The organism is Pseudoalteromonas ruthenica (genome assembly GCF_008808095.1).
GTDB classification, from domain to species: Bacteria; Pseudomonadota; Gammaproteobacteria; order Enterobacterales; family Alteromonadaceae; genus Pseudoalteromonas; species Pseudoalteromonas ruthenica.
In genome coordinates this window covers 198,598-214,411 of sequence record NZ_CP023397.1, presented here as the reverse complement: position 1 = coordinate 214,411, position 15,814 = coordinate 198,598, and the positions used below count along the sequence as shown (strand labels likewise).

The 15,814-nt window shown below is 48.7% G+C and carries 16 protein-coding genes; 10 read left to right on the top strand and 6 right to left on the bottom strand.

Features of this window, described 5'->3' with window-relative positions; all coding sequences use genetic code 11:
• Positions 1–24: 24 nt before the first annotated feature.
• Complete coding sequence (locus PRUTH_RS16265) at positions 25–1,482, bottom strand: tryptophan halogenase family protein (protein WP_151173889.1); 1,458 nt, start codon at positions 1,480–1,482, stop codon at positions 25–27.
• A gap of 39 nt (positions 1,483–1,521) precedes the next feature.
• Positions 1,522–4,173, bottom strand: coding sequence for a TonB-dependent receptor (locus tag PRUTH_RS16260; RefSeq protein ID WP_151173888.1), 2,652 nt, complete (start codon positions 4,171–4,173; stop codon positions 1,522–1,524).
• Positions 4,174–4,440: 267 nt separating this feature from the next.
• Between PRUTH_RS16260 and PRUTH_RS16255 the strand changes: the two genes are divergently transcribed.
• From PRUTH_RS16255 to PRUTH_RS16240, 4 genes are all read left to right on the top strand, one after another.
• Positions 4,441–5,307 carry a helix-turn-helix domain-containing protein gene (locus tag PRUTH_RS16255; protein WP_151173887.1) on the top strand — a complete coding sequence of 289 codons (867 nt, stop codon included), beginning with the start codon at positions 4,441–4,443 and terminating at the stop codon, positions 5,305–5,307.
• A gap of 187 nt (positions 5,308–5,494) precedes the next feature.
• Complete coding sequence (locus PRUTH_RS16250; RefSeq protein ID WP_053909564.1) at positions 5,495–6,235, top strand: ferredoxin--NADP reductase; 741 nt, start codon at positions 5,495–5,497, stop codon at positions 6,233–6,235.
• 14 nt (positions 6,236–6,249) lie between these two features.
• Entirely contained in the window at positions 6,250–6,765 is a 516-nt protein-coding gene (locus PRUTH_RS16245; RefSeq protein WP_022944669.1) for a nuclear transport factor 2 family protein, read from the top strand.
• A 34-nt stretch (positions 6,766–6,799) separates the two neighbouring features.
• A complete protein-coding gene (locus tag PRUTH_RS16240) occupies positions 6,800–7,123 on the top strand; it encodes a hypothetical protein (protein WP_151173886.1) in 324 nt (107 codons plus the stop codon).
• A gap of 31 nt (positions 7,124–7,154) precedes the next feature.
• Here PRUTH_RS16240 and PRUTH_RS16235 read toward each other — a convergent pair whose 3' ends face one another.
• Entirely contained in the window at positions 7,155–8,075 is a 921-nt protein-coding gene (locus PRUTH_RS16235) for a tetratricopeptide repeat protein (RefSeq protein WP_022944667.1), read from the bottom strand.
• Positions 8,076–8,319: 244 nt separating this feature from the next.
• Between PRUTH_RS16235 and PRUTH_RS16230 the strand changes: the two genes are divergently transcribed.
• Positions 8,320–9,018: a substrate-binding periplasmic protein gene (locus tag PRUTH_RS16230; protein WP_165381071.1), complete on the top strand. Its 699-nt coding sequence runs from the start codon at positions 8,320–8,322 to the stop codon at positions 9,016–9,018.
• 52 nt (positions 9,019–9,070) lie between these two features.
• Here the strand turns inward: PRUTH_RS16230 and PRUTH_RS16225 are convergent, their stop codons facing one another.
• The gene (locus PRUTH_RS16225) at positions 9,071–9,460 is read right to left on the bottom strand and encodes an ExbD/TolR family protein (RefSeq protein WP_022944665.1); all 390 of its coding nucleotides are present in this window, start codon (positions 9,458–9,460) and stop codon (positions 9,071–9,073) included.
• Positions 9,461–9,725: 265 nt separating this feature from the next.
• Between PRUTH_RS16225 and PRUTH_RS16220 the strand changes: the two genes are divergently transcribed.
• From PRUTH_RS16220 to PRUTH_RS16210, 3 genes are all read left to right on the top strand, one after another.
• Entirely contained in the window at positions 9,726–10,403 is a 678-nt protein-coding gene (locus PRUTH_RS16220; protein WP_151173885.1) for a tellurite resistance TerB family protein, read from the top strand.
• Positions 10,404–10,664: 261 nt separating this feature from the next.
• Positions 10,665–11,369, top strand: a complete 705-nt coding sequence (locus tag PRUTH_RS16215; protein WP_151173884.1) for a spondin domain-containing protein — start codon at positions 10,665–10,667, stop codon at positions 11,367–11,369.
• 9 nt (positions 11,370–11,378) lie between these two features.
• Entirely contained in the window at positions 11,379–12,098 is a 720-nt protein-coding gene (locus PRUTH_RS16210) for a spondin domain-containing protein (protein WP_151173883.1), read from the top strand.
• A 112-nt stretch (positions 12,099–12,210) separates the two neighbouring features.
• Here the strand turns inward: PRUTH_RS16210 and PRUTH_RS16205 are convergent, their stop codons facing one another.
• A complete protein-coding gene (locus tag PRUTH_RS16205; protein ID WP_179954363.1) occupies positions 12,211–13,467 on the bottom strand; it encodes a diguanylate cyclase in 1,257 nt (418 codons plus the stop codon).
• Between the two features lie 211 nt (positions 13,468–13,678).
• Here PRUTH_RS16205 and PRUTH_RS16200 point away from each other — a divergent pair, with 211 nt between their 5' ends.
• Positions 13,679–14,038, top strand: coding sequence for a MerR family transcriptional regulator (locus PRUTH_RS16200; protein ID WP_151173881.1), 360 nt, complete (start codon positions 13,679–13,681; stop codon positions 14,036–14,038).
• Between the two features lie 63 nt (positions 14,039–14,101).
• A complete protein-coding gene (locus PRUTH_RS16195) occupies positions 14,102–14,671 on the top strand; it encodes an NAD(P)H-dependent oxidoreductase (protein ID WP_151173880.1) in 570 nt (189 codons plus the stop codon).
• A gap of 242 nt (positions 14,672–14,913) precedes the next feature.
• Here PRUTH_RS16195 and PRUTH_RS16190 read toward each other — a convergent pair whose 3' ends face one another.
• On the bottom strand, positions 14,914–15,636 hold the full coding sequence (locus PRUTH_RS16190; RefSeq protein ID WP_151173879.1) for a transposase: 723 nt from the start codon (positions 15,634–15,636) through the stop codon (positions 14,914–14,916).
• Positions 15,637–15,814 lie beyond the last annotated feature (178 nt).

Genomic DNA, 15,814 nt, shown 5'->3' with positions numbered 1-15,814 from the left:
TTCAGTGCCTTACTAATACTATTCTCACAGCCTTAAAACCTGCTCATGGACGCCGAAATGAGTCTCGCATAGTGTTTTTACATAGGCCTTGGCGGCGCTGTCGATATGCGCCGGGGCGCACTCAAAAGGCTGGGTGAGGTGCGTGTCGCGATAATCCATGCCCGCTAACAGGCAATACCAGCTGGCTCGGTTATAAGCCTGCTGATGACGATGCTGATGCAACCACTGGTCGATATCTCCACCGCTGCGCCAACGCCGTAACAGCGGCGCAATTCGCGGGCTTTGTGCGGCTATTCCCGCACTGGCTAACCAATAGGGCGTATCGACACGACGGCTGGTGGCGTAATGGCCGAGAATATAATCTTTCACGCCCAACACGAGGGTGTGTAATTCATCATTAAGGTGCTGCGCACTGACCTGGCCTTCAATAAATTGACTCAGTAGTGTGATGCTGTGGCCCGTGATCATCAGCGCGGTGGCCTCCAAAGGCTCGATAAAACTCTGCGCTAGGCCAACGGCCATGACATTACTGACCAGTGCGCGGCGCATCATCCCCACTCGCATGTGCAGATGTTTAGCGCTGCTGTGATACTCACCCAAGGCTTGGCGCAATTGCAGTTCAGCCTGCTCCGCACTTAGATATTGGCTGCTGTAGACATAGCCATTGCCACAGCGGCTTTGCAGTGGAATGTGCCAGCGCCAACCACTCGGCATCGCTTGAGCATGGGTATACACCGGCGGGTTAGGCAACGCCTCAGTGGCGAAAGCCACGGCGCGGTCATTGAGTAACTCATCGTTAAAGCGAATAAAGGGCTCTTGCAGCGCCTTTTCCACCAGCAGTGATTGAAAACCACTGGCATCAATGTAAAAGTCTCCCTGTAACGTGCGCCCATCCGCCAAGGTGACATGCTCAATACGCTGGCGACCTTGTACTTGCGAGACTGTTCCGCTGATGTGCTCAACGCCACGAGCGCAGGCATAGGCGCGCAGCCAATCTGCCAGCTTTTGCGCATCAAAATGATAGCCATAGTGCAGCGGCCGCGCTAATGCACTGAGCGCTTTGGGAGCACGATTTTGCGCCGCCAACTGCGCCGCTAAAAAGTACCCATCAGGATGGACGGGCACGGCAGCCCCGCGACGCCTAGCATTGGCGTTAACAAAAAACACCTCCGCCGTTTTTTCATCTAACTCACTAAAGAAAGGGTGAAAATACTCACTGTCATCGCCATTCCAGTGACTAAAGCGGATCCCTGCCTTATAGGTGGCGTCGCAGGCTCGCATCCAACTGCTTTCTGTCACCCCTAAGTCGGCCATAAACTGTTGCAGGTGTGGCGTAGACCCTTCGCCAACACCAATACGACCAATGTGTGCAGACTCTATCACCCGCACCGTTTTATCTCGGTGGTGCTTACTCAGATAGGCGGCGCACATCCACCCGGCCGTGCCTCCGCCCACTATCGTGATGGTATTAATGTTATTCATCGCCCTGTTTGCCCAGCGCTGAGGCTGGGCCCTTGATAGTTAGAACTTATAGCTGGCACTGAGGTAGTAGCGAGAGCCAAACTCAATGGTGTTTTGCGTTAAGTCATAGTTGGTATCGTAAGATTGAATGACCTCATTGGTAAGGTTCACCCCCTCTAAGCTGATATCAAGATTTTCCATGGCGTGCCAAACAACGGATGCATCCCATTGTTGATAGTCATCATTGCGTACCGCTTGAGCGGCGCCCACACCTATCCACTCACTGCGCCAGTTGTAGGCGATACGCGCACTGATGTGATCGTTCTCGTAGAACAGCGAGCCGTTAAATGAGTTTTCCGACACCCCAGGAACCATTTCTGTAGCGCCATCGGGGCGGGTTGTTTCACTATCAACATAGGTGTAGTTACTGACAAAGCCAAAACCATTGGCAAAGGTATGCTGCAGTTGCAACTCTAAGCCGGTGACATCACCATCGCCATTACTGCGAGGTCGGGTGACGCGGCAGCTATCATATTCAGAAGGTTGAGCGCCACAGCCATCGACAAACTCGACCTCCTCAGTGAGAAAGACAACGTTGTCAATTTGTTTCACAAAAGCAGCCGCTGAAAACAGCGATGCCTCGGTAAAATAGTATTCAACCCCGAAGTCAGCTTGGTCGGCCTCATAAGGTTTTAGATAGGGGTTGCCGCCGTTGGCAGAGCCAAAGTTTTCTTGAATGGCTAAGCCGGGCTTCAGGTCGCTGTAATTCACCCGTGACATCACACTGGATGCGGCGCCGCGCACAATAACGTCGTCGCTGACATCAAAGGCGATGTTGATGCTTGGCAACCAATTATCGTAGTCCACCGTTTCTTTAAAGGCTTGGCCATCGGCATAGCCAGACGAGGTTTGCTCGGTGTCCACATAACGTAAGCCCACGTTTCCTCGGAAGTATTCGCCGCTGAAATCACTTTGCACGTAAAGCGCCAGCATATCTTCATCCACGCCGAAGGTATCGCCCAAAGCAGGTGTTTCGATCAGCTCTCCCGCTTCATATTTGCCACTGATAAAATCCCACCACTGGTCTTCATCAAGCTTGGCATAGGAATCAAGAATATGGCCGCTACTTTGCGAGTGAAGATCAGTAAACACGCCATCACTCCAATTGCTTAAATTGCCATTGGGGACAAAGCCAACCACATCGGCCGGGTTACGATGAATCGCTACCCGTGAGAATTCACTGCTATTGACCTTCACCCCGGCTTCAATACTGGTAAACAGATCGCCGCTGAGCAACCATTTGATATCTGCTTGGGCGTAGCGGATATCATGCTCTTGGACGGTAGTTTGAAAGTTGGCCTCTTGGGCATGTTTAAACTGACTGGCATCGGTGGCATCGAGTGAGCTCAGCCATACTTGATAGGGGCCTGTCGCATCGAAGGTAAAGCCGCCATCGGTGCTATTTTGACCATTTGCAAATGCCGGGTCGCCGATTTTATCACCCTCGTCAGTCGCCGGTATCCACCAACTGGAGGCGCCGAACTGCGTACCGCCATCGGAGGTAGACTGACCCAACACGGCACTTACTTCATAAGTATCACCGATATACTTACCCGATAAGTTCAGCACATCGGCTTTCATATTAACGGCATTGCGCACCACCGGATTATAAATAATCGAGGCATAGGCAGGCGTAATGGTCGCTTGCTCCGTGCCGCCAAGGGCATTATTTTGCACGTTCTCAGAGCCGCTACCACGCCCGCCGACGGTCAAAAAGTTATGGTTTACATGAGGGTTATCGAGCTCGAAGCGAAAATAATCAAGCACAAACTCGGTATTATCGGTAGGCGCAAATTGCGCGGTTAATTGCGCACTGGTACGCTCGCGCTCAGCTCGAAAAGCCTGCGAGCCTATCGCCCACGCGCCCACTGTCGATTCTTGCCCTGTGCCTGGGTCAGCGGCAAAGTATTCATAGTAACTCCCGATAGACTCCAGCACATGGCGCCCGGAGGTCAGTTGCTCGATGGAGTAAGAAGCGAGAATACCAAAGCGCTCTTGCTCATCTTTCCAGCTCGCTAAAAATGCGCCACCCGCGTCGGTTTCATCGTACAGAGACCCACGCGCTAGCTCAGCGGATACCATCAGGGTGTTGGTGTCCAAGTCTAACGGCTGGCGCGTGGTCAAATCCACGGTGCCGCCTAAGGCCCCTTCCTCGATGGAGGCTTTGGGTGTTTTGTACACTTCCACCGCTGATACTTGCTCAGCAGAGAGTAATTCCATATTAAATGTACGCGTTGCAGGGCCTAAGTCGTACCATGAGGTGCTGGCCACTGATTGGCCATTTAACAGCACTCTTGATTGTTCAGGCGCTGTACCGCGAATGGTCACCCCGCTCACTTCACCGTATTGGCGGTCCACGGTAACCCCAGAAATACGCTGTAAGGCATCACCAATGTTTTTGTCAGGGAATTTACCAATGTCTTCAGAGGTAATGGCATCAACTACAGCATTGGCAAAGCGCTTAGTATTCATGGAAGCTTCCAACGAGCGGCGAATACCCCTCACTTCAATAGTTTCCATTTGCTGGTCATCTTGCGCTAACTGCTGTTGTGCATAGACGCTGGGAGTAATGGCCATGCTAGCGAGTAAACTTGTGGTCACGAGTGCAGCCACTCGGTTGATTTTAAAGCGGCGTTTAGGTGTTGTTTTCATTGTTATGCTCATCTTCTTCCTTACTATTTTTGGCCTATTCAGAGTAAAGGCATGAGCGTTTTTTAAGCGGTACGATTCTATGCACTGATCATACTTTTCTCGCAGTGTTGCGGTTAGGCTGTCAAAAAAGCGTAAAACCAAAGCACTATAGCGGCAAACGAATGATAGGTTAGTATTGAAGTGTGAGAGAATAGGCGCACACAAGCGCTGGGGAGTTGCTGAAATAGCAAAACAATTAACAAGGACAATAACAGTGGAGGTTAGCACGTGCGTGCAATGTGTGAAAAGGTGATCCCCTCACCAAACTGCTCTTGGCGTTATTGCTTGTATCGCTTGCCCGAAATCCCATTTAATTGGCACTATCACCCCGAGTACGAAATATGCTTAACCCTCAATAGCCGTGGCGTGTGCCATATTGGCGACTATATTGCCCCCTATGGTGACTACGACTTGGTGTTGCTTGGCCCCGAACTGCCCCATACCTGGCAATCGAAAATCAATACTGACTTATCTGAGCAAATTGTCCATGTGGCACAAATACCAGCGCCGTGGTTAGAAAGCATGGTGGCTCAACACCCTGAACTGCAACAACTGGAGGAATTACTCAGTGGTGCTCGCCGAGGCTTGCGTTTCTCGCAACAATTGGCAAAGCAATGTCAGGCCTTGTTCGAGAGCATGGAGCAAGCCAGCCCGTTGCAGCGCTATGTACTGTTAATGGATATGCTAACGCGCATAGCACAATCCCAGTATGATTACCTTTCCAGCGCCGGTTTTCGTTTTGATTACCGTCAAGACCCAGCCAAAGACAAGTTTGACCGGGTGATTTCCTTTATTTATGACAACTACACGGAAAAGCTCAGCGCAGATATGCTTGCCGAGCATGCTCACATGAGCACCAACCACTTCCATCGCTTTTTTAAGAAACGCACCGAGCGCACCGTGACCGAGTTTATTAATCAGCTACGCATCGCCAAGGCGTGTAAGCTACTCATTAATACCTCTTCGCCGATTACGGTGATCTCCGATCAATGTGGATTCAATAACATTTCTAATTTTAACCGACGCTTTCAAACAATAAAGAACTGCACCCCGAGCCAGTTTCGCGCGCGGCTTCAGCAGCGCGCACTGATCTAAACATCGGAACCTCCTCCCAGGCGCTATTAAAGCTTTACGCAGCAACCACGCCAGAGCAGCCGCACAGCGCTATACTGATACTGTTAGCGCTTTCTAGCAACTGTACCAAAAATTAAAACTCATTGACTTTATAGCTCACAGTTGCCACAGTTAACTTATTGAGTAAAAAGACATTACTGGAGGCGAAATGGCTAATTGGCTGAGCGCAAAAGTGACCCGAGTGAAGTGGTGGAATGATAAGTTATTCTCGCTGGTGGTCCACGCCGACATCGCCCCTTTCACTGCGGGGCAATACACTAAGCTTGCGTTAGAGGTAGACGGTGAGCGTGTGGCCCGAGCCTATTCGTTTGTAAACCCTCCTAGCAGTGATGACCTCGAGTTTTACTTAATTAAGGTTGACGATGGTGCCCTATCTGAGGCGCTGGCCAACTTACAACCCGGTGATGAGGTACGTATCGCCGAGCAGAGTACGGGCTTTTTCACACTTGATGAAGTGCCCAGCAGCGAGCAAGTGTACATGCTTAGTACCGGCACCGCGATTGGCCCGTTTTTATCAATACTGCAACAGCCCCATGTATGGCAAAAATTTACTCACGTGGTGTTGGTACACTGCGTAAGAGAGCAGCAAGATTTAAGCTATCAAGCACTGGTTAAACAGCTGCAACAGCAGTATCCACAACTACACTATGTGCCCGTGGTCACCCGCGAAAATGTCGATGGCATGTTGAGTGAGCGTATTCCCGGGTTAATAAAAAGTGGCAAACTTTTTGATCATGTTCAGCTCAGTGCCAGCCCAGACGTGGCACAGTTTATGATCTGCGGTAACCCTGAGATGGTAAAAGACACCAGTGCCTGCCTTCAAGAACTAGGCTATACACGCAACCGACGGCGCACGCCAGGGCAGATCACCGTAGAGCAGTATTGGTAAAAAAGGACCAACAAATGAAATACCTAATTGTGTCATTGCTATGCCTAAACTTTATTGGCAATGCCTACGGCGAACAAACGCCGCTTGAGAAAGACCCAGCGCAGCAACAAGCGCTTGAGCAAGCTATCAAAAAAGCCGAAAAGAAAGCGGTTAAAAAGCTCAGTAAAGAACAACAACAAGCGGTTGCAGTCGTGGATGCCTTGGTGGATGCCTATAACAACAAAGACATCGACACCTTCATTAGCTACTTCGCTGAGGATGTGGCGTTTTATATGTTTCCCAACGAGTTGATGTTCACAGGCAAAGAGCAACTCATAGCCCGCTATGGCTTAATGTTTAAAAAATTACAGTGTGTAAACACCGCCCCTATCAAACGTATTGTTCATGGTAGCTTTGTTATTGACCAAGAGCTTTCAGAGTCGTGCAGTACAGACCCTGAAGTTATTGATAAACGCTCTGAGGTGGTCACCAGTTATCAAGTGAAAGACGCCAAAGTACAAAAAGTGTTGTTTTTTAAAACTACCAGCTAAACTGCTAGGTGTACGCAAGTAATTAAGGAAAGCCATGGCAGCAAACACCCCACCACAGATACAGTTATTATACCGTGTTGAACCGGGATGTTTGGGGCCGGATGGCAAAGATCACATAGAGGGGTTTTGTGCCTACGCACAACAGCATATCAGCGCTCCCGAATTTGCCACTTACCGTTTTGTGCCGCGTTACGATAAAAGCAAAGATGAAGTCAGCTACACGCTGCGTAACAAGCGTTTATCACTGCAACAGGCCGAGCAATTTCTCGCTCACTTTGGCAGCCAACGCAGTGATTTTGAAGAACGTCTAGACGAACAACTCGCCGAAGCCATCGACCAATTTTTACGTCCCAGCTAGGGGCGTAGCAGCGGCTACCCCCCAAATTCCTTTAGCCATTAACGATTTCATTAAAGCTATCGTTATCATGTAAGCTGGCAAACGCGCTTTCGTGCAACAGCTCATTGCGCAGATTAGGCGAGTAGTCTAAGGCCATGCGAATATCCGCCAAGGCATCGCTGTGCTCGTGTGTTAGTGCGTATGCACAAGCTCGCTGCCAATAGGCATAGCCATAATCTGAGTCAATTTCTAGTGCCTGATTACACAAACTAATTGCCTCTTGGGTATCCCCAAGCTCGAGTAAGGCATCCGCCTTATAGGCGATAGCTTCAACATCTTCAGGCTTACGATTGAGGATCTCGTCGTAAATCTCAACCTTGGTAGCAAAGTCGCTCTCTAAATTAGCACGCATCCACAATGAATGAATTTCGTTGGTGATGGTGATCTTCTTCTGGTTGTTGAGGATTTCCTCTGAGCGACCTCGAAGCTGCTCTTCTAAATCTTTTAGGCGCGCCTCATATTCGTCGGTAATGGCACTGACGCGAGAGTTAACAATGTCTTCAACCTTATTTTTTACGTCGCGTAGTGAGTTCCACCCAACTAACACCAAAATTGACGCCGTCGCGGTGAGAATAAAAAACACATTGTTAATGGTGTCTGTGGTGTAGACAATGGCGCGATCAGCGGTTTCTAGCTGTGCATGAGCAATCTTTTCGGTGTATTCGGCACGCAAAGCCTGTTGGTCTTGGCGCACCGCCTTGAGCTCATCGAGGATGTAGCGCTCAATCAACGGGCGATACATGGGCTCATTTAAATCCTTAACCACCTGCTGTGTTTGTTGCTCTTGGTTCGGTGTCAGCCCTTTCGCCTGTTGCGCCGGCAGCGCCGACTCGGGGGTATTGGCATAACTGCTGGCCATAGTGCCAAAAACAAAAAGTAAGCCGCTGAATATAAAGCAAACTAACTTAGACATGCCTATTTCCTTTTTTATAATTCTCTCAGCCCCTATGATGCCAGTTTGCTGTGTTTCAGGCAAAAAAAAGCCAGCTACAAAAGTAACTGGCTAACCTGCTTAACAACAATAAAGGTTCAAAGGAACATTAACAGGAGTGAGATTGTAACTTAGCAAGATGTCCCTGAACCCATACTTAATTGATTTTGCTAAAACTTAGTTTATCTCCTAGGCTTATTTGGGACGAAGGATTGAGTAGATTGATGTGAAGTATTGGCTGTTATTATTACCCCTTGTGAGCTGTTTGAGCATAGCCCAGAATAAGGTTTTTTTGGTCACCGAGCAGTTGCCGCCGTTAAGCTATGTTGATAAGCAGGGCCAGGTGCGAGGAGACGCCACCGAGCGCGTACAACAACTTATGCATCATGCCGGCCTTGATTACAGCATTGAAGTGTTGCCATGGAAGCGCGCCTACAAACAAGCAGAATCCTCTGCCAATACCCTTATTTTTACCATATTAAAAACCCCCGCTCGCAGTGAGCGTTTTGATTGGTTATGCCCTTTGGTTCCTCCTATGGAGGTTTATCTATATAAACTCAAAAACCGTCATGACCTGGCCCCAAGCTCTTTGGCTGACGCAAAATCGAGCTTAGTGGGCGCAAGTCGTGGCTCGGTTGCACATTCTTTATTACTCAATCAAGGGTTTATCGAAGGCAAAAACCTGATGGTGACGACGGATATCGATGTATTAACGCAAAACCTCCGTAATGGCCGGTTAGATTATGTGTTATTAATTAACACCTCAGTGCACGATACAGACAATATTACCGCAGCCCTGCCGGAGAATTTCAGCCGCGACCTCCCTGCATGCTTGGCAATTAATAAGCAATCTGACCCACAGATCAAGCAGCGATTAATGGCTTCGTTCACTACGTTGAGCGCAACAAACTTCCACCAACCTTGAGAAAAGCGCCAGTGTCATATTGGCTAATGACACTGGCGTTCAATACAGGCCGTTAATCAACTAACGCGATAGGCCACTGCCCCATTTCTCGTACAGCATTCATAACCGTCACAACTTGCTGATGACGGCTTTGCTCATGCGCGCGAATGGCAACCGAAGAGAATGGCTCTGTGGCAGATATGCGGGCGATGTTGCTGGCGATTTGTGAGGTCTCGATATTCCTCCCCGCCATCACCACATGGTTACTGTGAGTGACTTGAATCATCAAGGTTTTATTTTCTGCTGACACCGCTGAATTAGACTCGGGGCGAGTAACGCTCAAACTGTGCTCGCGAACAAAGGAGGTTGTCACCACAAAGAAAATAAGCAGGATAAAAACCACATCGAGCATTGGGGTCATATCAGCTTGCGCTTCAGTGTTGGTCGGTCTTTTTCTATTCATAGCTTGTTCCTTTTTATTAGACTCCTTATTCACCCTAGACTACGAATGAAAACGCTTTGTTACATTAAAAGCGTATAAACATTTTATTTTTATGATCTTTTTGTGCTTTTAGCGATGCAAAAATAGAAATAGTGCGGTGTATACCTCTGGCTGCGTTTGTCTCACGCACTTTTGTATTGTTTTGTAACAAGCTGGTTGTTTTTATTTACGCAGCCATGGCTTATGCTCACAGTGGCCAAGTAAATATGGATATAAGGAAAGGGCAATGAAAGACTTACAAAAACTCGTAGGGAGTTTAAATAAATCAGGTGCACTCAGCGGCTTTCTAGGCGGTGTCGCTGGCGGCGGTCTAAGTGGCTTAGCCACCGGCAAAAGTGGCAAAAAGACATCTAAGAAAGTGATGAAGTATGGTGCCCTTGCCGCCATTGGTGGCCTTGCTTGGAAGGCATACCAGCAGTATGCACAAAAAAGTTCAGCTGCGGAACCAAGTACGGCGCATCAACGCTCAGGCAACTTTAATTATCACTCGACTCCTATGCAGCAACAAAGCTTTGAACACGTTGTGGAAGATGACAACGAAGGCGGTCAACTGCTACTGATGCGCGCGATGATTGCAGCCGCCTACGCCGATGGTCATATAGACGAGCAAGAGCGACAACGCATTTTTGCGCAAGTAGAAAACATGGACTTGCAAACCCATGAAAAAGCCATGTTATTTGATGAACTGCGCCAGCCCATGAGCTTGTCGGAGCTGGTTAATGCTGTACCAAATGCGCAAACAGGTATCGAAGTCTATGCCGCCAGTGCCAGCGCCATAGACCTGAGTCAGCCCATCTCTGGGCAATATCTTGATGCGTTAGCAAATAAGCTCTGTATCCCACAGGAGTTAGTCAACAATGTACATCAACAGCTGACTCAGCAAGCGCGCCTAGCCGGTGAGTAACAGTTGAGTGCACGCTAGAGTGACCCACACGGCGTCACTCTCTGTTTATTTATCAAGCCACACTCCTCCCTGGTTTTCCACGGCATTTGAGCCGACAAATAAAAAAGATTGATGTTATTTGAAAGTTAACTGAGAACCACAAGGTCTGTCTTAGCTGAGTGATGAAACGGCCGATTCGCATTCACGAACTTCCCATAACTAGGTTGCCTTTGCCAGTGCAAAACGCGCTGTGATCGGCATATGAATAACAAAGGATTCGAGATGAAATCGTTGCCAAAAATGACCCTGAGCGCTCTTGCACTCACACTTTGCCACACTGCGGGCGCTGCTGAACTTGATGTGCGAGTGCAAAACCTAACCCAAGGTATGTATTTCACGCCCCTGCTGGTGGCTGCCCACGATAGCAACAGTGAATTGTTTCGCGTTGCCACTGCCGCCTCCAGTGAATTACAAGCCATGGCCGAAGGCGGTGCCATCGACGGTCTTGTTAACCAAGTAGAAGTCGCTGGCGGTGATGTGCTTGCCAACCCCGCGCAAGGTTTGCTTGCGCCTGGACACAGCGGCGAAGGCACCCTCACCACCCGTGAAAGTAATACCTACTTATCGCTGGTGGCGATGATGCTACCCACCAACGATGGTTTCGTTGGCCTTAGCAATTGGCCTGTACCGAGCGAACCCGGAACTTACCATGTATACCTTAACGCCTATGATGCCGGCACTGAAGCCAACGATGAAATACGCGGCGGCGGTGCCCCAGGTGTGCCTGGTATGCCGGTTCCACCGCCTTTAGAGGAACTTATTGGCAATGGGGGCAGCGGCGTTACCAACGAAATGAGCAATACGTTGGTGCACATTCACCCCGGTAACCTTGGCGATGACAGTGCATCAGCGGGAAAAAGCGACATCAATAACAGCGTCCAGCGATGGTTGAACCCTGTCGCGAAACTAACAATTACTGTGCAGTAGGGGGTGAGCATGCTTTTGCAAACACATTTCCCTCGAGCACTGGGTTTAAGTGCGCTTGTGGTGCTTGGTTTAAGCGCCTGCGGCTCTGATAACACAAAACCCACGGGAGCAACTGTGGACACGCCAGAGCCGGCGCAATATCGTTATCAGGTGACACTGACCAACTTAACGCAAGCACAACCATTGAGCCCTGTCGCTGGCGTACTGCATCAGCAAGGTCAATTTTGGCGTATTGGTGAGCCGGCTTCAGGTGCTCTCGAAGCACTTGCTGAAGGGGGCGATAACTCGGCGCTGCTAGCAAATACAGAGGTGATTGCACACTATGGCGGAGAAACGCCTATCAGCCCTGGTCATACCGATGAATTTACCCTGTCAGTAGAGGATGTTGCTGATAGTAAGTTGACCTTGGCAACCATGTTGGTCAATACCAATGATGCGTTTACCGGTGTTAACGCCGTGGATTTAACGCCGCTGGCTGCTGGGCAAAGCATATCGCTCTATGGCCATGGGTATGATGCTGGCACCGAGGGCAACTCTGAACTTGCGCAGTTTATCCCAGGCCCTGCTGGTATGGGTGAAGGATTCAACGCAATAAGAGACGACACTAACTTTGTGGCTTTGCACCCTGGCGTGGTGAGTGCCGATGACGGCTTAGCGCAATCGGCTTTAGGCGCTCAACATCGCTTTGACAACCCGGTGATCAAAGTGGTGATCACGCGCACCGAGTGAATCACATTCATATCTAGGCGTCACACCCACGAGCATAACCGCTGGGTGTGAACTCACAGCTTTTTACGCCAAACTGCAACGGCACTGAATACCTGCTATGTGACCTTGGTACTTACGAGTCAGTGTTAAGCGGGGCATAGGCAACTGTATTTCTGCCAGAGTCTTTAGCATGATAAAGCTGCACGTCGGCGGCTTTTATCAACGCTTCAATATTATCGCTGATGCCGTAGGCAGCCCCGACAGAGACAGTAAATGCAATGCTCTGCGGCGTTAATGCCGCACCTTGAGTGTGCACGAAGCGGCGAAAAGCCTCCAGTTTTTGCAAACAGTGCTGTGGCTCTTCAGCGGCAAAATACACCGCAAATTCTTCACCGCCCATACGTGCGACTTGCTCATAATCAAAATGCTCACATAATGCCTTACTCAATGCCTTAAGCACCTCATCGCCACCATCATGGCCGTAGCGATCGTTCACCGCTTTAAAATGATCAACATCTAACATGGCAATCATACTTGGTTGCTGTTGCTGCGCAGCCGCCTTTAGAGATTTGTTCACTTGGCTAAAAAAATAACGCCGATTCGGCAGCTCGGTTAAGTAATCTGAGTTTGCTTGGCGACGGATGGTTCGAATTTGCTCGAGCATTTCTACGTTCTGTCTTACCCGACAGTAAAACTCTTCCGGGTTAAAAGGTTTACGCAGGTAATCGTTGGCGCCATTTTTTAAAAAACGCGCCGATAAATGCGCCGACTCCACCCCTGAAATACCGATAATGGCAATATCCTCTTCAGTGTAAATGCGACGGATCTCGATGCACAGCTCCTCACCTCGCATTTTCGGCATTTCACTGTCAGTTACGATTACGGAAATATCGTTATCTCGCTCCAGCATGGCCAAAGCTTCTAAGCCGTCTCGCGCTTCTAACACCTGGTATTTATGGCGCTTGAGCAGGCCACTTACATAGTTTCGGGATGTCGCTGAGTCATCCACCACCAATATCTTTATCTTCTCATTGCGCGGTAAGCGCTCGAGCTGACGCTTTAGGTACTGATAGGCCTGCTTGTTTTCTTTGGTGATGTAATCAATGATGGGATGGCGGTCTACAATTTCTCGAGTTTTGCCCTCTAAGCTGCCGGTCATCACTATGGTGGGAATTTTCGCCTTTGTACTACAAGGTATAGCCTCCCCCTGCGGCGCATCGGGCAATATAAAATCGACAATAGCGCAAAAGTAATTGTTTTTTGCAATCAGCGCCTCGGCTTTCGCTTTAGAGTCAGCGATATCAACCTCATAGCCCGCTTGCAAACAAATGTGCTTTTGCACCCGGGCGATAGTAGGGGTGTCTTCTACGATAAGGATTTTTCGTAGCACTATCCGGCGCTCCAACTGGTGCTCAATCGATAACTCAATTGTTAGCCCTACTGGCGCTAAAAGTAATCTTTGCATTTGAATCTAAAGCAAAAATATTGTTATTTAGAAAAGACCTAAAGAGGGCTTAAAAAGATACTTGCCCTGCATGCTTAGGTTTGCCTAGAACCGCAAACCTAACTTCTATAAAGTATAAAAGAAAACAAGGACCATCATGTATATAGGTGAAGTTGCCAAAAGGACCGGGTTATCCGTTAAAGCCATCCGTTTGTATGAAGCCCGAGGGTTAATAACGGCACCACCAAGGCAAGGGCGCTACAGGGTGTATAACAAGTCCCATGTAGAAGTGTTGTTATTGATTGTGGAGGCAAAAGCCTTAGGCGCGACTTTGGCAGAATTAAAAGACGCGCTTATCTACAACAACGGCACGCTTGATTGGTCACGGGTGCACGGGTTTTTAGCTGAAATTAAAAACAAATTACTCTCTCAGCAATCCGACATTTTAAAGCGTATAGACGCTGTAGAGCGCTGTTTATCCACCCTCGATTCATGCCCCAATATTCAGCAGGCTTGACTCTGCCCCTAGGGGCAGAGCTTAAGATAGTCATCGAGTTTTCACCTTACGGAAATAAACCCAATGACAAAAAACATCCTAATTATTAACGCTAACCCAAAACGTTCAAGCTTTTGCCAACACTTAGCAGATACCTATGAGTGTGAAGCGAGGGAGCAAAATAATACCCAAAGAGTTAACCTGTCGGCATTGCAATTCAATCCTAGCTTGGATTGTGGCTATGATAATGAACAACCTTTAGAACCTGATTTACAAGTATTTCAGCAGCAAATTGCCTGGGCAGATCATGTTGTGATCGTTTCGCCTATTTGGTGGGGCAGCCTTCCAGCAAAATTCAAAGGCCTGTTTGATAGAAGTTTCCTGCCCGGGTTCGCATTTAAGTACCAAGGCTATACACCCGTGCCCCTACTCAACGACAAAACCTCTCGCCTCGTCTTAACCATGGATGCACCGCCGCAGAGCCTACAAGACCAAGCCGCATCGGTTATTGCACAACTCGATATATTCACGTTACAGTTCAGTGGGTTTCAGCCCAGCGCAGTGAGTTTATTTGGCTCAGTTGTAGCGGCCTCTGAATCCGAAAAGTCTGCTTGGGTAAATGAAATAAAGCAATTAGGCCGAGCAGCGAAATAGCTTGTACTGACTCGAGCAGTTTCTACAGTGCTAGGGTCAGGTTTACGCTTTTGTTTCAAAGGGTCATGTTTCAAAGAGTCAGAGTTGTTGATTTTTATCCCGAGCGTTAAATGATGCCGACTTCCTGTCTCCGCCATGCGTTTTTAACTCAACGGAATGCCCCAACTGCTGCTCAATCTGTTTCTTAAAACGCTCATCCCCCAGTACCCAGGTTCTTTGCAGGGCATCTCTGTTTCAAAGGGTCAGAGTTGTTGATTTTTATCCCGAGCGTTAAATGATGCCGACTTCCTGTCTCCGCCATGCGTTTTTAACTCAATGGTATGCCCCAACTGCTGCTCAATCTGTTTCTTAAAACGCTCATCCCCCAGTACCCAGGTTCTTCGCAGGGCATCTCGGATCTGCGCGACGGAATAATCTGGCATCTTCGATTTAAACAAGGCTTGGTACGCCTGCTTTCGAGCTGATTTGTCTTTACCTAGAGCCTGATAGACAGGATGCTCCGTAATCAGTTCTATTTGCTTGTCCAAAGCATTATGGCGATAACTGGACCAGGGGTATTCAGACGGATGAACAACCATGTTCGCTCGCACCGGGTTCAGTTCAATATACCGACTAACCAAAAGCAAATATCGGTCGCTATCAACCAATGACGACTTATAACGTCCTTCCCAAAGTGTTCCTGTCCGCCCATAAGTATTATTCACGTAACGGACATAGTAACGCCCCAACGATTGCATCAGTTGGCTGACGCCCGTTGCTGTAGTAGGTGTCATCAATAAATGAACGTGATTGGTCATCAACACAAAAGCGTGAACAGAGACGTCAAAGCGACGACTGTAATCTTTCACCTTGTTCAGGTATACGGTGAAATCCTGTTCCGTAAAGAAGGTGGCCTGACGGTTATTTCCACGCTGAACAACATGTTGCGGAATATAGGGTAAGTTTAATCTCGGCCGACGCGCCATGGCCTTTCCTCCCTGAAATAGCCAATTGCACTAAAAACTTAGCGCAACTCAGCAATTTCAACAACTCTGACCCCTTGATACAGACGGTTATTTCCACGCTGAACAACATGTTGCGGAATATGGGGTAAGTTTAATCTCGGCCGACGCGCCATGGCATTTCCTCCTTGAAATAGCCAAT